Annotated in this window: 21 protein-coding genes and 2 pseudogenes; 15 read left to right on the top strand and 8 right to left on the bottom strand. The window is 38.5% G+C overall.

Translation table 11 applies throughout. The annotated features are described in order from the left end of the window. The first annotated feature begins 240 nt into the window (after positions 1-240). The 7 genes from NYE23_RS17380 (at position 241) to NYE23_RS17350 (ending at position 4,893) form a co-directional block, all read left to right on the top strand. Positions 241-396: a hypothetical protein gene (locus NYE23_RS17380; protein WP_341079567.1), complete on the top strand. Its 156-nt coding sequence runs from the start codon at positions 241-243 to the stop codon at positions 394-396. Positions 397-603: 207 nt separating this feature from the next. Then, complete coding sequence (locus NYE23_RS17375; RefSeq protein WP_341079566.1) at positions 604-1,086, top strand: DinB family protein; 483 nt, start codon at positions 604-606, stop codon at positions 1,084-1,086. Positions 1,087-1,301: 215 nt separating this feature from the next. Further along, positions 1,302-1,994: a hypothetical protein gene (locus NYE23_RS17370; protein ID WP_341079565.1), complete on the top strand. Its 693-nt coding sequence runs from the start codon at positions 1,302-1,304 to the stop codon at positions 1,992-1,994. Positions 1,995-2,489: 495 nt separating this feature from the next. Next, complete coding sequence (locus NYE23_RS17365; protein WP_341079564.1) at positions 2,490-2,978, top strand: hypothetical protein; 489 nt, start codon at positions 2,490-2,492, stop codon at positions 2,976-2,978. Between the two features lie 70 nt (positions 2,979-3,048). Continuing rightward, positions 3,049-3,780: a DUF6060 domain-containing protein gene (locus NYE23_RS17360; protein WP_341079563.1), complete on the top strand. Its 732-nt coding sequence runs from the start codon at positions 3,049-3,051 to the stop codon at positions 3,778-3,780. A 234-nt stretch (positions 3,781-4,014) separates the two neighbouring features. Further along, entirely contained in the window at positions 4,015-4,524 is a 510-nt protein-coding gene (locus NYE23_RS17355; RefSeq protein ID WP_341079561.1) for a GNAT family N-acetyltransferase, read from the top strand. 237 nt (positions 4,525-4,761) lie between these two features. Next, a complete protein-coding gene (locus NYE23_RS17350; protein WP_341079559.1) occupies positions 4,762-4,893 on the top strand; it encodes a hypothetical protein in 132 nt (43 codons plus the stop codon). Positions 4,894-5,100: 207 nt separating this feature from the next. Here NYE23_RS17350 and NYE23_RS17345 read toward each other — a convergent pair whose 3' ends face one another. Next, entirely contained in the window at positions 5,101-5,889 is a 789-nt protein-coding gene (locus NYE23_RS17345; protein ID WP_445662622.1) for an SDR family NAD(P)-dependent oxidoreductase, read from the bottom strand. A 32-nt stretch (positions 5,890-5,921) separates the two neighbouring features. Further along, positions 5,922-6,921 (bottom strand): annotated as a pseudogene (locus NYE23_RS17340) (helix-turn-helix domain-containing protein). A gap of 479 nt (positions 6,922-7,400) precedes the next feature. Here NYE23_RS17340 and NYE23_RS17335 point away from each other — a divergent pair. From NYE23_RS17335 to NYE23_RS17325, 3 genes are all read left to right on the top strand, one after another. After that, entirely contained in the window at positions 7,401-7,820 is a 420-nt protein-coding gene (locus NYE23_RS17335) for a VOC family protein (protein WP_341079557.1), read from the top strand. Between the two features lie 197 nt (positions 7,821-8,017). Continuing rightward, positions 8,018-8,836 (top strand): VOC family protein, encoded by an 819-nt coding sequence (locus tag NYE23_RS17330; RefSeq protein WP_341079556.1) that lies wholly within the window; start codon positions 8,018-8,020, stop codon positions 8,834-8,836. Positions 8,837-8,861: 25 nt separating this feature from the next. After that, entirely contained in the window at positions 8,862-9,626 is a 765-nt protein-coding gene (locus tag NYE23_RS17325; protein ID WP_341080789.1) for a helix-turn-helix domain-containing protein, read from the top strand. A gap of 303 nt (positions 9,627-9,929) precedes the next feature. Here the strand turns inward: NYE23_RS17325 and NYE23_RS17320 are convergent, their stop codons facing one another. Beyond that, on the bottom strand, positions 9,930-10,973 hold the full coding sequence (locus NYE23_RS17320; protein ID WP_341079555.1) for a hypothetical protein: 1,044 nt from the start codon (positions 10,971-10,973) through the stop codon (positions 9,930-9,932). Between the two features lie 283 nt (positions 10,974-11,256). On the opposite strand from NYE23_RS17320, the gene NYE23_RS17315 reads away from it, so the two are divergent. The 3 genes from NYE23_RS17315 (at position 11,257) to NYE23_RS17305 (ending at position 13,279) form a co-directional block, all read left to right on the top strand. Further along, positions 11,257-11,748: a GNAT family N-acetyltransferase gene (locus NYE23_RS17315; RefSeq protein WP_341079554.1), complete on the top strand. Its 492-nt coding sequence runs from the start codon at positions 11,257-11,259 to the stop codon at positions 11,746-11,748. Between the two features lie 90 nt (positions 11,749-11,838). After that, positions 11,839-12,057, top strand: a complete 219-nt coding sequence (locus NYE23_RS17310) for a hypothetical protein (RefSeq protein WP_341079553.1) — start codon at positions 11,839-11,841, stop codon at positions 12,055-12,057. Positions 12,058-12,118: 61 nt separating this feature from the next. Beyond that, a complete protein-coding gene (locus NYE23_RS17305; RefSeq protein WP_341079552.1) occupies positions 12,119-13,279 on the top strand; it encodes an FAD-dependent monooxygenase in 1,161 nt (386 codons plus the stop codon). Between the two features lie 159 nt (positions 13,280-13,438). Here the strand turns inward: NYE23_RS17305 and NYE23_RS17300 are convergent, their stop codons facing one another. From NYE23_RS17300 to NYE23_RS17285, 4 genes and pseudogenes are all read right to left on the bottom strand, one after another. Beyond that, entirely contained in the window at positions 13,439-13,927 is a 489-nt protein-coding gene (locus tag NYE23_RS17300; protein WP_341079551.1) for an SRPBCC family protein, read from the bottom strand. A 129-nt stretch (positions 13,928-14,056) separates the two neighbouring features. After that, positions 14,057-14,874: pseudogene (locus tag NYE23_RS17295) on the bottom strand (MBL fold metallo-hydrolase). A gap of 38 nt (positions 14,875-14,912) precedes the next feature. Beyond that, complete coding sequence (locus NYE23_RS17290) at positions 14,913-15,551, bottom strand: pyridoxamine 5'-phosphate oxidase family protein (RefSeq protein ID WP_341079549.1); 639 nt, start codon at positions 15,549-15,551, stop codon at positions 14,913-14,915. A 24-nt stretch (positions 15,552-15,575) separates the two neighbouring features. Further along, positions 15,576-15,764 (bottom strand): hypothetical protein, encoded by a 189-nt coding sequence (locus tag NYE23_RS17285; protein WP_341079548.1) that lies wholly within the window; start codon positions 15,762-15,764, stop codon positions 15,576-15,578. 640 nt (positions 15,765-16,404) lie between these two features. Between NYE23_RS17285 and NYE23_RS17280 the strand changes: the two genes are divergently transcribed. Next, entirely contained in the window at positions 16,405-20,235 is a 3,831-nt protein-coding gene (locus NYE23_RS17280; protein ID WP_341079547.1) for a S8 family serine peptidase, read from the top strand. Between the two features lie 158 nt (positions 20,236-20,393). Here the strand turns inward: NYE23_RS17280 and NYE23_RS17275 are convergent, their stop codons facing one another. Further along, positions 20,394-20,624 (bottom strand): hypothetical protein, encoded by a 231-nt coding sequence (locus tag NYE23_RS17275; protein ID WP_341079546.1) that lies wholly within the window; start codon positions 20,622-20,624, stop codon positions 20,394-20,396. Positions 20,625-20,871: 247 nt separating this feature from the next. Here NYE23_RS17275 and NYE23_RS17270 point away from each other — a divergent pair, with 247 nt between their 5' ends. Next, the gene (locus NYE23_RS17270) at positions 20,872-22,479 is read left to right on the top strand and encodes a metal ABC transporter solute-binding protein, Zn/Mn family (RefSeq protein WP_341079545.1); all 1,608 of its coding nucleotides are present in this window, start codon (positions 20,872-20,874) and stop codon (positions 22,477-22,479) included. Positions 22,480-22,570 lie beyond the last annotated feature (91 nt).

Genomic DNA, 22,570 nt, shown 5'->3' with positions numbered 1-22,570 from the left:
TAGAGAACAAGACTAAGGACTTGAAAGCTGAAGATCTATTTAAAACTAATAAGGAAGACTTTTCGTTAAACTCGTCTAATAATATTTTACGTTTAGAGGATAGTTCGAAAAAGTAAAATGGCTATAGCAATGTTTACACTTCATCAATATGTCGAAAAATTCAACTTCGAAACTATAAGTATATTAATATGAAGCGAGGGTATACTGAAGAGTAAGACCAGGTAGAGATGAGGAATCTGAATGAGTGAACAAGAGAAAAGGTTGCTATACAAAACTTCAATCATTTTAAATAAAGATACTAGTCAGATGAGATTAAACGATATTATTGAAGAGCTAGTCTATGTGATTGAACAAAAAAATATGAACAAAACAGCAGAACAGATTGCTAGGTCTTAAAAACAAAGTGGACTGAAAATTGGCATCCTTCACAGATGGTTGCTTTTTTTTATTAAAGTTAAGGACTTTGTATGCTCTTTATTAAACAATAGGGGCAGTTTAGTTGAAGAAGAAAAGGGATTTGTTTTATTTACCACGAAAGTAAATAAGGAGGATAAACAAGCACTATCCCTTAAGTTAGATATTCCGGAATGAGGAGTGATTAGAATGATTCACATAAAAGATATTCTATCTGACCAGTTCTTAGCTAATGCCAATGAAGCGAGTTGGTACAGACCATTTTCAGAATCCGTGGAGGATTTAACAGAAGAACAAGCACTGTGGAAGCCAAATGAAAATTGTCCGAGTATAGCCGAAATCGTACAACATTTAATATATTGGAATCAATGCTGGCAGACTCGATACATAAAATCACGCATAGATGCTACCCCTTCAATTAGAGATAATAAAGTGAGCTTTAAAATCCCTGAAAACACCAACTTTAATGATTTAAAGGAAACATTGCTTGATGTACTGTTAAAGTGGGATGGGTTATTATCCATTGAGAAAATAGAGAGTGAGGTTATCGGATTTCAAGAAAAGGCTAAATGGTGGCAGATCCTTGGGAATTCTACTACCCATAACGCATATCATATTGGTCAAATTATATTTATTAGGAAACTACAAAACAGTTGGAAATCAGATAAGTAAGAAGTTCACTGGCGTTGATTCAGAACGAATTGACGTATATTTTATTGAATTAATTCAACTAACAGGGCAGGTTAGTTAAAGAAGGAATACTATCTGTTCTTGTGTAAATATTATCCTTAGAAGGTTTTAAGAAATAGGGGAAACTGGTGAATTTGGTTGTAACATTTGTAAGCATCAAAGAAAATTAGACTTTAATAAAATACTGAGGAGTAAATATGGCGGAAATATGGATTGTAGAAGAACCAGTTTCAAACGAGTTTCTCGATGATTTGGGACATTATATGAGCCTGGACGGAAAATTGGATTCTGCCTATTTTGTTAGTGCTGATGGGGAAGATTATGTGGATGAAAATAAAAACTTTTTACTGGAATTTTTAATTCACCAAAATAGGTATCCATTATTTATTACCTTTATTGTTTATGAGGAACAAACTGAAGAGTATATCACTTTTTTAAAACAGAATAATTTCGATTTTAGGCTAAATATACTTGAAGAAAAGCGAACTTATTATGATTTCTCTGGGAAACACCAATATCAACTGCCTTGCTTTACTGCTAAGATTTATGATTCGGATTCTTTAGCTCAATTAATAAATGAAACATATTGGCTTCCAACTCAAAATGAGTTTTATTCAATTTCCTTTTCCGATAATTTAAGGTTCAAAGCTGAGGAAGTTATTGAGTGGTTAAGAAAAAGGAAACGGTCCATTCCAACCTTTGAAATAGAAACAGAAACTAGCTTTATTACTGTTTTTCACGATGGAGCTGGCTTTTATTTATTTTCAAACGAGGAAAAATATTTTCCGCTTGATCAATTTATTGCGAACTTACCAAAAGGAACTGTCATAACGCAAATAAACGATACATTGGTTGATGGTGATGACATGAAGAAGAATAATGCTTATTAAGCTAACTGTTTCATATATTTAGAACAGCTGCCAAACTAGGCGGCTTTTTTTATTTAACAAAAGGGGCAGGTTTGTTTAAGGAGGGAAAAATTTAAATTTTGCAGATTTGGTGCAATGATGATACCTTCTATTGTCTTAATCGTCTAATTAATCGTAAGGAGTAAATTATTGTTAAATTGTTTATAAGTGGCTTTTTTACATTACTTATTATGTTTACCATAGGTAAGATCCCTATAAAGTGTAAAGAATTCAGAAGCGAGAAGGGGATAGGAAGGCCTTACTATAAAGAAATTATATGGTAGGTTATGGCAGAAGGGTTTTGCCTGGGCAGCAGCAACTGTAAAATGGGGAAATAATCGTATCAACTTTAACTATTAAGAAGTACAATTCGAAATGGATACTACGATATTTCATAAAAATTTCTAAATATTGTAATTTATATTATCAGAAATGTATCATGGAGATATTACATCTTTTCTTAAAGGGGGATTTTAAATGAAAGTAATATTGCCTTTTGCAATAGCCATGCTTGCACTTACAGGATGTTCTGCATTAGCTAGTGATGAATCTACTGAAACGAAATGGTTTGAAACCAAAGAAGAAACAATTGATTATGGCATTAAAGAAGAAAAGATAAAAGAAGAAGACATTATTGGGGAAGTTAGTGAAAACGGAGAAACATTTATTATTTATAAGAAACAATTAGAGGAAGGCTTAGGCGTAGGTGTATCAAGCATAAGTGAAAAAGAAGGGCAATATGCCTGGTATGATCCTGATCAAGATGTACTTGTTAAGAATGATGAGGTCAAACAATATTCTTCTCAAATAAATTGGGGAACAGAAACACAGTCAGGAAAAACTTTTACAATTTATACCGGAGTAAGTGAAGAAGAAGCTCCTGTCGTTAAAACAAAAACTGGCGAAGTAAGTCCCACAATTGACAACAAAACAGGAATTTATTTTTATATCCAACCAACTAAATAGGTCCAAGGACCCTTTACCGAATTTTCAAAAAATTGGATAATTTAGGTAATTCTGGTAAAGGAGGAAAATTATGGTAATTAATATTAAAAAGGTTTTTGCTGTCTTAAGTTTGAGTGTTGTTTTTTTAGGGGGATTTGGAGGATCTACATTCGCTGCAGGGTCGAAGGATGCTAATAAACCTGTAAAAATCGAGAAGAAAAATGCCATTTATGTTGAATCTCTAGGAAAGTATGTAACACCTCTTAAGGAAGTAGATGGACAATTAGTTCCAGTTTCAAAAGAAGAATATGCAAATGAGGTTGAAAATTCTGAGGAAGTTGACACTGAGGGTATGTTTACTGATGATGATGCTGCTGGTGATGGTGATGTATCAATCTTAAGAGATTATTACGAATACTACAGATACACTCCTTCTTCAACTACCAATGTGACTGGTGGTACTAAAAAGGTAACAGCAGACATCGGTTGTACTACATCAACTTGTAGAATTGATAAAGCAGTTAGTGTGACAGTATCGGCTACGTATAGTGTTTCTCTTACAGCAGAAAAAGATGCGATTAAGGCTAATGCAGGCTTTTCATGGACTAGTAGCGCTTCTGACTCTAGTACATATTCTTTCACACTTTCAAAAGGCGACTCTGGCTATATTGGATTCAAGCCATACTTGAAGAAAACCTCTGGAACATTAAAAAGATATTCAAATTGGGATGGTTTACTATCTAGCAAATCAGCTTATGCTTATTCTCCGAGAAAAACCTCATCTGGTGAAGCAGACGGTTATTACTACTTTGTACATTATTAATAGCTGAACAAAAGGGTGTCTTGAAAAGGACACCTTTTTGTGTTTGAATAATTAGAAAAAACAGATAGTTCCGATAGAGGATGTTATACAAAACGTAAAGGCAGGCATTACTTTAACATCAAGCTGCACAATGGTGGCCAATTCTTACTTAACTAACGGGGCAGGTTAGTTGAAGTGGTTTGTTGAATTTATAAGGTAACGAATAAAAAAGTTAATTGAAAAAGGAGGTATAAATTGGGTTACGGTGAAGGATTTGAAATAAAAATTGCAACTAATCACGATAGCAGTGTAATTATTAAAATGTTAAAGCAAATAGCTCAATGGATGAAAGATAATGATATAAACCAATGGAGGTTTCTGCTAGATGGTGGTGAGGATGAAGAGATTAAACAAGCCATAATTAATCAAGAAACATACATTGTTTTAAAAGATAAGAATATTGTGGCTACGTTCACACTATTATCTAAACAAAGTGAATGGGATAGGCATATTTGGGGAAGTGATATTTCTTCAAAATCGCTATATTTACATAGACTTGCAATAACACCAACTTATATGAAGAAAGGTATAGGTAAAAGTATATTAGCTTCGATACAAGACAATGCAAGTGAAAAAGAATATCTTAAGTTAGATTGTGTTACAGATAATACTAAATTAAATAACTTTTATAAGTGCAATGACTTTGAACTTATTGGTGTAACCGATGGACATAGTAAATATCAAAAAAGTATAAAAAAGAATTAGAAGTTGCAAGAATTAAAGATGAGGATCGCTGTAGCGATCTCTTTTCTTGTTTAACAAACTGGGCAGGTTTATTCAAGTGTTATATTTTAATTACCGAGGAGAAAAAATGGAAAATAAAATATTGATTGAAGATTATAATTCAAATTGGGCAAAAGAATTTGAAGAGGAAAAAGGTAAATTAAATGAAATTTTGAATGACAACGTAATACTATTGAACACATAGGAAGCACATCTATTATGGGTTTAGGAGCTAAGCCATTTATAGATATTGCAATCGGAGTAATGGATTTAGAGACAGTTATGAAAATGAGCACCTCTTACATCGGGGGAGAAAATGCGGTTAGGAGGTACGCTATGAAACCATTATAAAAACATTGAAAGAATCCATACGAGGCCTTTTTAGGTGAAGGGTTAGTAAAAGTAAACGCTCCGAATTTTGCCGTGAACTTTGAAAGGCTCGTATAAATTCGGAAGTTTACTTCAGAGGCTAGTACTGCACGAGAGTTATAACAAATTAAATAGGACACTAGTAACCTATGTTTTATATTAACATTCTCCTCCTGGCAGCTTTTTTGATTAAAAAATGGTCGGTACCATTCCTCCATCCATACGGATTGGTGAGCCTTTAAATGCAGATGCATAGGGACTGCATAAGAATGCAGCTAGTCTTCCTATTTCAAACGGTCTGATAAATCGCTGTATTTCAGATTGTGGCAGATTATTCAACATGAATTGTTTTTCTTTTTCTGAGAAGGTTATGTTTTCATTTCTGTAAATACCCTCAATTATATCCTGGACATTTTCAGAAAGTGTTGGTCCCGGCATAATCGTATTGACGGTAACTTCTGTTACTTTTGTTAGTATAGACAAGCTTTTTGCCAATGATAGAAGCATTGACTTTGTCATACAATACTGAGGCATTTGTCCAGAAGGCATTACTGCTTCTTCACTTGCAATAAAGATGATGCGGCCATCATTATTGTCCAGCATTTTTGGCAGATAATGTTTACATAATCCATTTGCGGCTAATACGTTAGTTTCGAAGTATTTTTGCCATAGTTCATCCGTAACATCCTCGTATGGCATGATTTCGTAAATACCCATATTGTTAACTAAAATGTCTACATTCGGGAATTTTTTAAATAATTCCTCTCTTTGATGAACATCCACAATATCGGCTGCAGCATTTTGAGGAGAAGTTAGCGGGAATTCTGATTTGATTTCCTGTACAGTTCGATCTACCTCCTCATAATTGCGTCCATTTATGAGAATATTAACTCCTTCTTTAGCCAATTCTTTCGCTATTGCTTTACCTATGCCTTTTGTTGAACCTGTAACTAAAGCAGTTTTTTTCAATAATTCCATTTCCAAGATACATTTCTCCTTTGTGCTGGTTATCAACTTAGTTCGTTTATAAGTGCATGTTCAGCACGCCAATTTAAAGGTGTCATAGCTTCCCAGCTACGGAAGGCTCGATAAAACGAGCTCTGATCTTTATATCCAACAAGAAATGCCACTTCTTTAATATCTAGATTAGGATTAGCCAAGTACTGTCTTGACTGTTCATGACGGGCTTCCTTTAGCAGCTCCTTAAAGCTGGTCTCTTCGTTAGCAAGCTGGCGCTGTAAGGTTCGTTCGCTCATGCAGAGCTCACTTGCTACATCTTGTATGTCGAGTCGTTCTCCTGTTAAATTGCGTTTCAATATCCACTTAACTACCTCCGTTATGGAGTGACTGTGGCGCTGTTCCTCTAATGTTTGCTAAGATCTCCAGTAAGTCAGCGTTGTAGGAAGTAAAGGGGCGATTAAGGTCATCTCTATGCAATGTCAGACTATTACGTTCTGCTCCAATGTGGATAGGGCAGCCAAAGTATTCTTCAAGCGCCTGTACTTGACCAAATGAATGTGTAAATTCTGCTGATTTAGCTTTTATAGAATAACCGGTGCCCCGCCGTCCGAGTTCCAATAAAAACGCGAGAGTGGTCCCAACAAGTAGGGGTGGTCCCGCATGCTCCGTATCAAGCCATTCCAGTTCAATTACACAATTTGTGTCTTCCTCCATAATGCGTATTTTTTCAGGAGGACACATTTCTTTGTACCGAGCCATTCTTTCAAGAGCATCCCGATAATCACGGGCATGGTAAGCTGCCAGTACAGGCGGGGGATACTGCGTTGTTTCAAATACTGTCGGAAGTTGCAATATTCCAACTTCCATGTCACCGATGATATCGGAATATGCTTGCCATAATGCGTAATATTGGTCAATAGTGACAACTTGTTCAGTAATTACAGTAAGCGGCATTTTTGTTTTCCGAACCAAATCATGAGCATTAATTCCAAGTTTTTTTAGCACCGTCCAAAATCCATCCGGTATTCTAACACGAGTATTTATAGTCATTCCTATTACACCTCTCTATCTATCAGCACATTACAGCTAACTCTGTTAACGGGATAGTTATTTTATTTTACTTATATATTGTCTTTCTGTAATTAGCAGGGAACGACAATCCATTTGCCAAAGACGCCAAGAATGAGAAATTCTATTGTAATTATAACAACTTTATTTATTGCTTAAAGCTACTCACTGAAGATATAGATGTAATTTCACTTAATGGGACACCATTAGAGGTTATACAAAATTTAATGGAATACAAAAAAGCGAAACCATTAGAATCTGTGCATACCTGAGTGGACATTTGAGACGTGAGATATATTAGAAATTCTGCTGATGCAGCATTTTTTATTGAATTAATGGGGCAGGTTTGTTCAATAACAGTTGCATAAATAAGTTTAAAATCCTTACTTGATGCAGGAAGTAAGGTTTTTTTGTTGAATAAATAAATTAGAATATTTTGGTATTTTGAAAGGAGACAAAAAATGGTCGAGAAATTATTAAGGGTAGGCACAATATATATTCCAGTGACTAATGTAGACCTTTCCTCTGATTGGTATGTAAATAAATTAGGAGCAGAATTAAGCTACAAAGATCAAGACAAAGCTATTTTAAACTTTGCAAATCAAAGTATTTTTCTTGTGAAATCTAATGAAAATCAAAGTTCAAATTTCTTTGATATTTACGGTAATGAACGTTTTTCGTTAACATTTGAAGTTAATGGATTAAATGCCTTAGAATCAATACATACAGACTTTAGGCAAAATGAAATTAGAGTTGGAGAGATTGAAAACAGAGGGCACACGGGAAGAAACTTTGTTTTTTATGATTTAGATGGAAATAAATTCGATGTATGGAGTGAACTTAGTCCAATCTTCAGAGAAAAATATCTAATTTCCAAATAGATAAATAACATTGCTCGTTCATTCTTCAATAACGGGAAAGGGTAAGAGTTGTAGATCCACCAGGGATCGGCAGCTCTTTTTTTAAAGTGGAATGTTAGTTACATAAATTAACCAATAAACACTTGACCTTAAACTTACTTTAACCTTTAGAATGAAATTGGTAGAACTTACAGAATTAGAAAGTAGGGATGGGACAGATGAAATTTCGTTGGGATGGCGGTTTTATTATGGTGTCATGGGATAAATTTGAAGAGGGAGTGGAATGGTATACCAAGCATATGGGGTGGGCTTGTTTGGACCAGGTAATTACTCCAGTGGGAAAAAAGGCTTTTCTTAAAATGCCAAGATTAGGTGTTATCACTTTGAAATCATTTGAGTCTGATATGGAGCATTTTAAAGCTGATAGTTTCTTTGAAGGCAATATGAGAATGGGTTTCGAGATAACGAACCTTGGCGAAACATTAAACTATTTTGATAGGGAGGGAATTAAAGTTACAGAATTGAAAACATTACCTGATGGGCAAGTTAGTTTTGATATTACTGGCTTTGAAAACGCCAGGCTGACCGCTGTTTATAATAATAGTATTGAAGGTGAATTTCTTACATCAAGAATAACAGGATTCAGTGATGTAAATGTAAGAATAGGTGTGAGTGATATCGATAAAGCAATTAGATGGTATAAGGAATATCTTGGCGTGAAATTAGTAAAGCAATACAATGATGAGTTTGCTCACCTGCATATTGAAGATGCTTATGATTGGATGCAGCTTTCTGAAGTGTTCTACGATAATATTTGGCTGGAAAAACTTAAAGATGCAGATTTTAGAAAGGGTAACCCTGCTGTGAGAAATTATTTTGATATCCGGCCAGGAGTATTTAATGATACCTACAATCAATTAAAGCTAAAAGGGTTGGAATTATCTGAAGTTGCAGGTGATCCACAAAAAGGGTGGGCAGGATTTCATTTTTTTGATTTAGACGGAAACCGTATAAATGTTTGGTCATATCCTGCCTAAGATAAAGGAGGGTTAAGGTTTGGAAATGACGATTAATAAATTTTCAGAACGAACAGGCCTATCACCAAGTACTCTTCGATTTTATGACCAAAAAAAATTGTTAGAACCGATGAAGAGATTAGAGAATGGATATAGAATATATTCTGATGATCAAGTTGAACAGGCCTTAATTATCCATTCCCTCCGGTTAGCTGATATTAAGGTTGAGGATATCTATCAATTTTTACATGCAGGAGTAGGAGAGAAGCAGCAATTAATCACTGCTTGGAGACAAGAAGTTGAAGCAAAGTTGTCTTCATTAAATATTGCTAAAGAATACTTAAATGGTTTGAATTATAGTGAGCAGCATATGCACTTGGTTAAATGGTCTTCTCCAACCACTTTTATCTGGTTTAGACATGCGGTACCAAGGGCAATGAACCCTTTTCAATCTGTTATGAAAGCTGATATAGAAATAGTAAAAAAATTAGGATTAAATGTGCGGCCTGGAATATTTATAAGAACACTAGATGCGAAAGGTGCTTCAATGACGGGAGAGGTAGGTTTTATCTTAAATGAAGAGATTTCCTCCGATTCATTAAAAAGTCATAGTAATATCTATATAGATCGGCTGGAGCCTACATTGTTTGCCACAATGAATTTTAATGTCTGTGACCAATTTATGTGCTTTCATTTTTTAAAGTTAGTTCATCGATTTGGATTTAACACGAAAGGAATTAAGTTAGAAAAATATGAATCACCGAATGCACAATCGTTTAGTTACATGATTCCTCTTTTAATACAAAGTTAGTTTTAAAGCGGAAATCGTTGTTAGGCTAAGGAGTGCTGATGAAGACCCTGCAACTGATAAGTTTGAGATTGCAAATTAAACGTTGTTTTACAAAAACTAGCTGCTTATTTAAGGAAATAAACGGTGTGTTCGACAACTGGAATGGTCCTTTGGTTGGACAGCTTTTATGTTTTCTTGATTTTAAAAAAATCAGGCTGCCGTAAAAGTTACACAGCCTGATTAAGGTTATGAGAAGATGTTCCTGTTTTTCATAAGATGAATCTTCTTCTTTATGATTATGAGTTCGTCCTATTCGTTCAGCGGTTATAACCTGCCTTTATAATCTAATTCCTGTAATTCGTGAGAATCAAATGCTCCGTCTAATATTTTTCGAACATCATTTAATGTATCTTTAATATTAACTGCTTCACCTTTTTTTCGTGTAAATGGTTCTGCTACATAAAAAGGCTGGGTCAGGTATGCCTCTAAACGTTCTCCTCTTCGATATGTTTCTAATTCAGATGATGGAACTGCATCCAATCCTTTAACGTTTACGAGAGAGCGCAACTCTCGATATCGACGTAAAAGTTTTTGTCCTCTTTGTTGAATATACAAATGACTTTGGTCTAGATGGCCACCTTCCAATACTGAAGATGTCGAATAGATGGGATTAACGGCGGGAAATCGGTGTCTTGCTGTGAGGTCTGCATCAAATTGCCATACTGTTTCTAGTGGGCCATATGGAAGGTCATCATCAACTGCTTCACCCTTTAAATCCAGAAGGAAAGTAGTTACATTTTGAATATTTCCATCCTGCAGATTTTCTTGAAGTTTATATATATCACCAGATAATACATTGGAGCGGTCAGCACAAAAAATTATTTCTTTATTCTTCCCGGATTTAACTATTTGATCAAGAGCTTTTTCGATTGATTCAACAACTACATCGACATAATCGATGATGTCATTTATTTCTGGATGAGGAGCTTCTGGCTTAAGTAATATAGTGGAATATCCGTCGTTTTTCAGCCTGAAAAATACCTCTCCAAGAACAACAAGCTGCCCCATTCCAGGACGTGCTACAAGTCCCACTGTTCCACCTTTAGCAATTGGTGCAAATAAATCTAACGTCTTTATTTTTGTTTCAATCATATCAACCGTTTCCCCCTTTAAAATTAATTCATCAACACTGCATTGTGCTAAGGTTGCAAGAGCAACTAGAGTTCTGACTTCAGAACGCCCCAAGGGGATTTTTCCTGTACATAAATTAGAAACTGTTGCTGGGCGTAAGCCGACTGATTTAGCAGCACTTGTAAGATTTGGTACTTTTCTTCGCAGAAGAGAAACATTTAATTTCAAATCATCCATTTTTTCATCCTCCTTACTTTATAAGGTAATACATATTACTATTGAAACAAACAATAATTTACTCTGAAAAGTAATTTTTATTTTCGGATTAACTGAAAAGGTTGTAAATTAGAGTTGCCGGTCTTTCCAATTAAGTAACGAATACTTATGCTCAAGCTCAGTCTTAGTAATACAGTAGCCTTTTTTTTTCATTAGGGTAGGTTAACCAAAGAACGAGGGTTCCTAAAAATGTATTTTGTTGTTAAATTTAGAAAGTAGAGTCATTTTTAGGCGGTGTGAATTTATGAATAATAGTCCCATTGTGAAACAATATTCTAATGAGTATCAAGCTCAAGTCGTAGATTTAATTCTTGATATCCAGCAACAAGAATATAACATTCCGATAACTAGGAAGGACCAACCTGATTTGTTTACCATAGAAGATTTTTACCAGACTGGTAGTGGAAACTTTTGGATAGCTGTTTATAACGAGAAAGTAGTTGGTACAATCAGTCTATTAGATATAGGAAATAATCAAGTTGCATTAAGAAAGATGTTTGTAGATAAAGAATTCCGAGGCGCAAAATTTAAAACTGCAAGTCTCTTATTAAACAATGCAATTAAATGGGCGAAGGAAAACTCAATAAAAACAGTGTATCTTGGAACCACACCCCAATTTTTAGCCGCTCATAGATTTTACGAAAAAAATGGATTTTTAAGTATAGGTCTTAAAGAGTTGCCCAAGAATTTTCCAGTATTACAGGTTGATAAAAGGTTCTATCGGTATTCTGTTTAATAGATTAAACGAAAGTTAGTTATTCAAATAAAGAGGCAGGTTTGTTTAAGAAGGATATTAAAATCCTATTATTTATGAGGAGGGATGACATTGAAAGAAACTACTGATAGTAATGAGTTTGACAATACGATAGATGCTGTTAATCATCTTACAGAAGCTGATGCTAAAACATTGCTGAGATTAATATATGGATTTATAAATACTGCTATGACGGGAAATGGCGGAGATGCAGTGAAGTTAGAGGTTGTAGATAAAGTATCGGATATTTATAAACATATTCCAGAATTAAATAAGTTAAGAAATAAATAAAATAGTAGATTAATTCAATGGTTGGATTATATGTACTTGTAAGAGGGGAAGCGGTGATACGATGAAAGCTATCATCATAGGTGCAGGCATCGGAGGGCTTAGCGCAGCCATTGCCCTTCGCAAAATCGGGATGGAAGTGAAGGTTTTTGAAAGCAAGCATGAAGTGCGTTTCGCAGGTGCCGGGCTAGGAATCGGCGCAAATGCTGTCCGTGCTTTGCAGCAGCTTGGTGTGGGCGATCAGGCTGTTCAGGAAGGAAAGGCATTGGATGAACTTCGCATCGTAACACCTGCAGGGAAAATCCTGCAGCGGACGGACACAGCTTTAATCAGCAGCAAGTATGGACTTGATAACGTTGCGATTGAGCGAGGAAAGCTCCTGGAGCTGCTAATGAGCGCTTTAGGTCAGGAGCAAATTGTCCATACTGGAAAGACTTGCAGGCGTTTTGAACAAAATGCCTCCGGAGTGAGAGTATGGTTTGACGATGGTTCAACAGAGAAAGGGGATTTGCTGATCGCTGCGGATGGCATTCACTCCACCATTCGTGAAACACTGATGCCGAGTGCAAAACCCCGGTATTCCGGATACACCTGTTGGAGGGCGGTTGTGCAGGCTGGACCGAACTTGAGGGATTATGATCCAAAAATATTTATAGAAACCTGGGGCCGCGGGGGACGCTTCGGTATCGTACCTTTGCCGGACAACCGAATCTATTGGTTTGCCTGCGTTAATGCCAAAGAAAAGGATTCTCAATTCAGAGCCTTTACTGTATCGAACTTGACCAGGATATTTGAAGGCTACCACGAGCCAATCCCCGGCATACTGGCACAAACGTCTGATCACCAATTGCTTCACCATGATATTTATGATCTTCCTCCAATCAGCCGCTTTGAATTTGGGAACATTGTTTTGCTCGGTGATTCAGCTCATGCCATGACGCCCAATCTGGGGCAAGGGGCCGGACAGTCTATTGAAGATGCAATCATTCTCGCAGGTCATTTAAAAAGGAGACCCACAATTAAAGAAGCATTGGAAAGATATGAACACGAACGAACGGGGCGGACCAGTGAAATTGCCAAAATGTCAAACAGGATTGGAAGGGTGGCCCAGCTGAATGACCGTGTTTCTGTAACTCTTAGAGATGCACTATTCCCTTATATTCCAGCGAGGATTCTTGAAAAACAGTTGAAATACCTGTATGAAGTGAGGTTTGATGGGTTGTAGTAAATGATTTAAATAAAGTTTTTACGGAGAAAAGAGAGCAAATGCCTTGTCTGGCAGCTCCCTTTTGCTTTTTTGCGTCATTTGAGTTGCCATAATCACTTTTATTTCTGTGGATTATTTAAAAAAAGAGGACATTTCAATTTCTCTTTACTTATAGGATTATGGCTGGCAGCATAAGTTGCCTTCGCCCTTTTCCAGAGCGGACTTTAAACTATCCAGTACACCTGCCCAAGCCATTTCGTGCCATTTAATAGCTTCAGCCCATTCATCATGATCTTTAAATCCACTGTGTTTCACCATCACGTTGGTTGCAGTTTCATCGATTGGCTTGAAGCTCACACTTACAATGGTTAAGTCGTCTTCATTGTTCATGATGGACTCGAACTGGTCCGGGCCTTTCCAGGTAAAGAGAAGCTCTTCTTCGTTCTTCAACTTTGTGACTTTACAGCCCCTGGTATTCATGCCCGTTTTATTTCCAGGTGCGAAGTAAAGTTCATATTTCCCGCCTTCCCTGGCTTCAATGGCTGCTTCAGGTGCAAACCACTCAGACACTCTTTCGGAAATTGTCCAGGCATACCAAACGAATTCCAATGGTGAGTAAATGGTAGCTTCTTTGATAATCGTTTTACCATTAGTGGTGATAGACAAATGAATCCACTCCTTATGTAAAATTATTACATTTTTATTGTATCATTGTTAAGAAATTTATGAAATGTAAAAACAGTCAAAGGAGATAAAGGCAGAGAATCATAGAAACACGCTCCATGACGATTCTGCTTACCGTGTGCTGCATTCCTTCAAAATCGATGTGACGATGTGCCTGGAATCCCACTCGCCGCGTGAAAATTTCACGATCGGGTATTTTTTCGGGAACAGCCTCTGGCAGATCGCGTCAGCGGGATGCCCTTCTTTATACAGTGAGAATACTTCATCCTGGATGGACAGCAAATAGTCCTGTTTTCGCTGCAGGGATGCGCGTCCATTTTCTACAAAGCCCGCGTGGCTGCAGAATACATCTTCAAAGTCAAGGGTTAGAACGCGTCCAAGGGAGCGGATAATCTCCGGAATGCTTTCTTCTGCTAAAACCACCTTGGTCTTCTCTCTGACAAATAAATCACCTGTAAACAGCTGGCCGGTTTTCCGGTTTAAAAAAGCTTTATGATCGAAAGCATGGCCGGGAGTGTCGATAACATCCCAGTGCGCTTTTCGGGAGGAAAAGGAATCCGGCATCGCATGGGCGTGAAATGGCTTCATTTTGCCCCAAAAAAGCTGTCGATATAAGGGGTAATCAGCCCTTTTTTCACAGGAAGGAATGGATGTTTCGTTAAGAAAATGGGCAATTTCTTCGTTTGTGCTGCATATGCCGCACAGCCGGAATGGCCTTCATGAAAATGGGTGATCATGATCTGATCATAGTCTGCTTCATCAATGAACGGTTCGAAAAATTTATGGAGAGACTGAGCCCCTGTGTCGATTAAGACTCCATCTGTTAAATAGCTCTACACATTTAAGGAAACACCCTGAAACTTAATTTGGCCATTCAGATAGGAAACGCCGTTTTTCTTTCCCTCAGATGCTTTCTTTTTAACCAGCAAACTGATCAGCTCCTTTTTTCCGCACCATCTATTTCCCCTTAATACAATCTGTTTTTATAACTTTCCTGAAGATCCTTCGACACTTGTTCAGCGGTTTGATTCGGCAGGTTTGTATGGGCTGCCAGCATGGCAGGGGCATAAGGAAGGGATTCTCTCGCAGGCCATGACTCCCCGTTCCATAATCCCGATCGGATCAATGCTTTTGCACAATGGATAAAGCATTCCTCTGCTTCTACTAAAATTCCAAATAACGGAGTGCGTCCATTGGCTATACTCCTTTCTAAGAGCTCCGGGTCACGGCATATGTACGCTTTACCATTAATTCTTAGCGATTCCCCAAGCCCAGGTATGAGAAAAATAATACCAATATTGGAGTTTTCGATAAGATTATGAGCGGTATCCATTCTTCGATTGCCCGGCCGTTCCGGAATAAATAAATGCTGCGCATCAAGAACTGTCACAAACCCGGGGGCATCTCCTCTTGGCGAAACATCACATTTTCCGGCGGCATTTGAAGTGGACATCGTTAAAAAAGGCGACTTGGAAATAAAGTCAATGCAGTGCTCATCGATGAAGGAGATGACTTTGCCGGCGGCACGCGCACTCGGCTGGCCGATTTCTTCCCGAAAAGACGCGAATTCATCTTTTGTGACTATGATATTTTTAAATGTATTCATGTGTGTATCTCCTTTTCATCTAAGTTATTTTTCTATCTCCGCTGATGTCTTTACAAGCCGGAACACAACATAATAGATTCCGCTAAGGCCGGCTATCCCCAGCACAGTAAGGAAAGGCATTTTTCCGGCAAATAGGATTCCAATCACAAATAGCGCAAGGCAAATGAGGATGGCAAATAGGCTTAAAAATATTCGTTTATTCTTACTCAACATTTTCACCGCTTTCCTTTTAAAATAGGGCAAATACTTAACTGCGAATGTGTTCTGGCTGTTTTTTGTTATTCTATGTTTGCTATTATTGTTTTTATACGGCACGAACATATCATAAAACTGAATCATGAGATTCTGGATCGGCTTAGGGAACCTAAGTAATATGTTAACATAAATATCCAATTACAGGGTGTTTTGGTAAAAGGAATCTGCAGAGGTAGGGGATTCTGCAAATAGAAAGAGAGGATTTGCAAATAGAACGCTGATCCTGCAAATAGAAGAGCTTTTTTTGCAAACAGAATATCAATCTGCAAATAGATGGAGTGGACCTGCAAATAGAAAGGCTGATTCTGCAAATAGAATCTTAAAACTTGCAAATAGACCAGCCCATCTACTGCTGTCTGGTTAATGCCTTTTTAGCAGTGCCCTTAATGGGCCAAAGAACCTGATCCTCTGTCCTGATTAAATTTCATATTCTGTTAAAATATGAAATTTTTTTACAGCATTTTTCGGGAAAGATAGATCTAATTTCCTGTTCTAAAAGTTGGTAATCAGGTCTTTTGATCCTTATATGAAAAATTTGGTTTTGGTACCTTTATAGTGTATTAAAAAAATTCTGAATAATATAACTAGGAGGTAGGGGATGAGGATTAAAAGATCAGCAGTGGCCTTATTAATGTTCATGCTAATCTTCTCCAGTTCGGTATCTGCAGCCGTTGTGCCTGGTAAAACACCGAGCAGCAAGGGAGAAGAAAACCGCAAGACCATCCAGGAAATAAAGAAAAGTGAGCTGGACAAGCAGTACAGCAAAACTGATATTGTCAGGGTCATCGTGGAGATGAAGACAGAGCCATCTGTCCTTTATGCCCAAAAGCAAAAGAAGAAGTATAAAGAACTTCCAGATGCAACAAAGCAGAAGCTAAAAAATGAAAAGCTGTCTGAGCAGCAGAAAGTTAAAGATCGCGCTAAAAAGAATAAAGTGAAAATGATTGAGCGCGAAAGCTTTACTACAATTGTAAATGGCTTTAGTGCTGAGATGATGTATGGCGACATTGAGCTTGTAGAAGAAATGCCGGAAGTGGCCGAAGTACAAGTAGTGAACGAGTACGAAAAGCCGCAGGAAAAGCCGGATATGCTTTACAGCAAAGAGCTCGTACAAGCTCAGGAAGCTTGGCGTGATTATGGCTTTAAAGGTGAGGGCATGGTAGTCGGTGTCATTGATACCGGTATGGATCCTTCTCACCGTGACATGGTTTTAGCCGATGAATCAGAAAAGGAGTTAACGAAGGCGGAAATCTCCAAGTTTAAAAAAGATAATGGCCTTCTTGGAAAATATTATTCTGAAAAAGTACCATATGGATACAACTATATGGATGAAAATGACACAATCCGTGATATCGGCCCGGATGCTTCCATGCATGGAATGCACGTTGCCGGAACTGTCGGAGCGAATGGCGATGAGGAAAACGGCGGCATTAAAGGGGTAGCACCTGAAGCCCAGATCCTTGCGCTTAAAGTATTCGGAAATGATCCGAATATGCCTTCTACATACAGTGATATTTATGTAAAGGCAATTGATGATGCGATTGTACTTGGTGCAGACGTACTGAACATGAGCCTTGGTTCAACGGCCGGGTTCGTCAGCCCTGAGTCAGCTGAACAAAAAGCGATTGCCAGAGCAGTAGAAAACGGCATTTTAATGTCTATCTCTGCGGGGAACTCTGCTCACTTTGGAAATGGATTTGCAAATCCAAGCAGTGAAAACCCGGATATCGGTGTTAGCGGATCACCTGGTGTATCCTATGATTCCCTGCAGGTAGCATCCATTGAAAATAGCTTCATGGATCTTGATGCAGTGAACTATCAGATTGGTGAAGAGTCCGGAAAAGCTGCGTTTTTATCAGCTGGAAATGTTCATCCGAACGATGTTGAACAGAAAACCTTTGAGGTGGCATACGGCGGACTGGGCAAGCCTGAAGAGCTTTCCGGTGTTGCTGGAAAATACGCATTAATCAAGCGCGGAGAATTGGCATTTGTTGATAAAGCGATGAATGCTCAGGCAGCCGGAGCTGTTGGCGTCATTATCTACAATAATGCTGACGGTTATGTCAACATGGCAAGCGATCCGTCCATTACCATCCCGCAGCTGTTCATGCTGAAGACAGATGGAGACAAGCTGGCAGCAGCCATACAGGATGGCCAGACAGTCAATCTTTCTTTTAACGGAGAAAAAACAAAGTCAGCAAACCCTGAAGCAGGCAAAATGAGCGCCTTCACTTCATGGGGATTAACGCCTAACCTGGACTTCAAGCCTGAAATTACAGCTCCAGGCGGACAAATCTACTCTACTCTTGAGAATAACCAGTACGGAATGATGAGCGGTACTTCCATGGCAGCTCCTCACGTTTCCGGAGGTGCAGCACTTGTTCTTGAGCGTGTGGATACAGAATTCGGTGTAACTGGCTTTGACCGTGTTAACGTTGCGAAGAATCTGATGATGAATACAGCGGCGCCGGTCATTGATAAAGGAACCGTCAACAGTGCATTTGAATGGAATATTCCCTATTCTCCACGCCGACAAGGTTCGGGCATCATGCAGCTTCATTCGGCGTTATCATCTCCAGTTATCGTAACGGAGGCTTCAACGAATGAAGGGAAAGTGGCATTGAAAGAGGTTGGCAATACATTTGAATTCACATTAAAAGCACAAAACTTCAGTGATGAAGATGTGGCTTACGATGTAGCAGCGAATCTGCAGACTGATTTTGCAGCCTATGGAGAGATGGGCTGGGCAGCAGATGAGCTTGAAGCTCAGAAGATTTTGGATGCTTCTGTAAAAGTGAAAGGCCAGGATTCAGCAGCGATAACCGTTCCTGCGAATGGATCTGTAAGCTTTAAAGTAAGTGTGGATGTCAGCAATGCAAAAGTGGTAGATCCTTCGAAAACAGGAAACTGGGAAACTCCTCTGGACATCAACGAGGTATTCCCGAATGGATACTTTGTCGAAGGGTATGTCACTTTGACAGATTCAGCTGATGTGAACCCGCAGTTAACGGTTCCATATGTAGGCTTCAAGGGTGATTGGGATAAAGCGCCAATCCTTGACGGCATGAAGTATGATGACAGTTCATTCTACGGAATGGCAGGAGCAGTTTCTGAGACAGCCGAGGGCTATTCTTACTTAGGATATGATCCGGTAAACGATGCATTCAGCGGTGAATCAATCGCGATTTCTCCGAACGGGGATAAAGTTCAGGATCAATTGATCCCGGTTCTTTCATTCCTGAGAAATGCGAAACAAGTAGAATTCTCTGTAACAGATGAAGATGGAAAAACACTAAGAAAGCTTCGCACGGAAAACAGCGTTCGCAAGCATTATTACGATGGAGGCCTTGGTGCGAATTATACGCTTAACCCGAATTGGGACTGGGATGGAAAGATCAGCAACCAGCTTGCGGAGGATGGACAGTACTATTTTGAGATTAAGTCTGTCATCGATTATGCAGGGGCAGAATGGCAATCCGTTAAAATCCCTGTAAAAGTAGATACGGCTACGCCAAGCGTTCAGGCTGAGCTTATCGAAGGCAACACAGCATTAAAGCTGGAAGCTGCTGATAACCCTGAAGGCTCCGGCATTTCGTATATTGATATTTTCGTAGATGAAGAGTCTATTCTGGATGAAGCACTAAGCGGGGATACAGAAGAATTTGACCTTCCGGAAGAATTGGAAGTTGGCACCAATGTTAAGGTTGTAGCTTATGACTTTGCCGGCAACTCTTCTGAAGCAACTGTGGAAGTGGGCGAAGTGAGCAATGACAAGACTGTTCCATACGTGTACCTTGAAGAGCCTGAAGCACTTGAAGTATACAACACAAATGAACTGACTGTCAGCGGCACGATTAAAGAAGAATCTGGCATGAAGGAATTTACCATAGCCGGAACACCTATTGAGACTACGTACAATGAAGAAAAAGCGCAATATGAATTTGAAACAAAGATGACGTTTGAAGATGGTGTTCACAGCCTGGAAGTGAAAGCGGTGGATACTGCAAATAATGCGATCTCTTTTAAGCGCACGATCATCGTCGATGCTACTGGCCCGACGGTTGAAATTGATGGACTGCCTTCAAGCAAATACATTAAGCATAACAAGAAAGACCCTGTCATCGACATCACAGTGACAGATAACTTTGACCAGCTTCGCTTCTCCCAGGACGGCAGCGAGCTATTCTACCAGGAATTCCAGGAACCATATGCTATGAGACCTATTGAAAAAGAGTTCAAGAAAATTAAGCTCTCATTGAAGGAAGGCTTAAACGTGTTCACGTTTGAAGCAGAGGACCTGGCCGGAAACAAAACAACTAAGACAGTCGAACTGTATAAGCTTAAAAAAGGCGAACAGCCTCCGCAAAATCATGAAACCCCTGATGGCCCGGTGAAGCCTGGTAAAGGGAATGGAAAGAAAGATAAGTAATAGTGTGGGGAAACCCGGCTTCCTTGGTGGAGCCGGATTTTCTTTTTAGGAGACTGCGAGTAGGAGGGGGATTAGATGGGGGAATCAGCAAATAGAACGCTGAATCTGCAAACAGATGGATACACTCTGCAATAAAAAAGCTTTTTTGCAAAAAAATATTAATCTGCAAATAGATAGTTAGACCTGCAAATAGAAAGGCCGAATCTGCAAATAGAACGTTTAATCTGCAAATAGAATCTTAAATCTTGCAAATAGATCAACCCATTTGCTGCGGGCTGGTCATTTTTATTGCTGAAGGTGGATGTAGGGATGGTTATAGGAAGGCAATCGAACCATCCTTTCTCAATCATTATTTTGGCAGCACTCTCAACAAAATGTGAGTTTTTCATAGGACAGCCTCCAACAGCTGTTGATAGAGATTAATGACCTTAATAGCTGGTGTTTTGCAGATAGGGAAGTCTTTCTTTTATGAATGGGCTTTTTTTCTATTGGAGACAAAAAATTGCCATCGTTTAAATCGACTATCAGATCAGGAAGCCTTTTCTAAAGTGACACTGCTAATAAATCGTAATGATTCATATTTACAAATCGTAATCATTACGATAAAATGTTCCCTAAAGTAAAGGGGGAGTAAAAATGTTTAGAAAATATGCAGGATTGCTTAGTTTAATTTTTGTCATCTTTACGCTGGCTGCTTGCGGAGGGAGAACTGTAAACAGCAGTGAAAGTGAAAAGGAGCCAAGTGGATCCAGCAAGGAGTTAAAGATTTATACAACTGTATATCCTCTTCAGTTTTTTGCTGAACAAATTGCAGGAGATCAAGCTTCCGTAGCGTCTATTCTGCCATCAGGATCAGACTCGCATACATATGAACCAACCACCAGCGATATGATGAAAATATCTGAGTCTGATGCTTTTATATATAATGGGGCAGGCTTAGAAGCATATGCACACAAAATCTCGGATACGATTCAATCTGATGACGTTAAGATACTTGAAGCATCAAAAGGAATTAACTTGGAAAAGCATGTACATACCCATGAAGGGGAGGATGGCGGCCATGAGCGTGAAGAGGAGGGCGGTCATGGAGATGAACATGATCATGGGGACCAGGATCCTCACGTTTGGCTGGATCCTATTCGTTCTATTCAGCTGGCAGAGCATATAAAGGATTTATTAGTTGAATTGAAACCTGAGCAAGAAGAGATCTTTAATCAAAACTTTGAGGAGCTGACAAGAAAACTCGAAAACTTAGACCAGGAATTCCGCACACAACTTGTAAATTTACCTGAAAATAAAATTATTGTATCTCATGCTGCTTATGGCTATTGGGAGAAAAGCTATGGGATCGAGCAAATCGCCGTATCCGGCTTGAGCCCTGCTAACGAGCCCTCACATAAAGAGGTGCAAAACATCATTAAGACTGCTGAAAAGCATGGCTTAAAGCATGTATTTTTTGAACAGAATATAACTCCTAAGGTGGCAGACATAGTTAGGAAGGAAATTGATGCAGAGGCTTTACGTATACACAATTTATCGGTTTTAACAGAAGAAGATATCAAGGATAATGAGGACTACTTTACTCTCATGCAGCACAACTTAAAGGAACTGACAAAAGCATTATCGGAACCTTCATCAGAAGAAGATTTTGAGACAAATGAGCGTGAACATGATCACGGCCATACACATTCAGATAATGAAGAAACAGCAAAAATTTATGAAGGGTATTTTGAAGACAGTCAAGTGAAGGATCGATCCTTATCGGACTGGGAAGGTGACTGGCAATCTGTATACCCATATCTTCAAGATGGTACCCTTGACGAAGTATTTGCTCATAAAGCAGAGCATGAAGGAGAAATGACAGTTAAAGAATATAAGGAATATTATGATGAAGGCTACCAAACAAATGTTGGGCGAATTCAGATACAGGGGAACAAGGTAACGTTTTACAAGAACGGAGAAGAACATTCTGGTGATTATATCTACGATGGGTATGAAATCCTCACATATGATGCTGGTAATAGAGGGGTTAGATATGTATTTAAACTGGAAAAAGAAACTGATGGTCTTCCTCAATATATTCAGTTTAGTGATCATAGCATCTATCCGACAGAGGCTGGCCACTATCACCTGTATTGGGGTGATGACAGGGAAAAGTTACTGGATGAAGTTACCCATTGGCCTACTTACTATCCATCAGATATGGATGGCCAGGATATCGCTCATGAAATGATGGAGCATTAAACAATCTTTTAAGGCGGACATCGGATGTCTTTTTAATTTGGATAAGTGTATAGAAAATGAACTTAAACCAACGGATCTGAACTGTTTTATT

It is taken from the genome of Cytobacillus sp. FSL H8-0458, from assembly GCF_038002165.1.
Lineage (GTDB): Bacteria > Bacillota > Bacilli > Bacillales > Cytobacillaceae > Cytobacillus.
The sequence above is the reverse complement of the archived record's forward strand: the minus strand, read 5'-3'. Positions and strand labels throughout refer to the sequence as shown.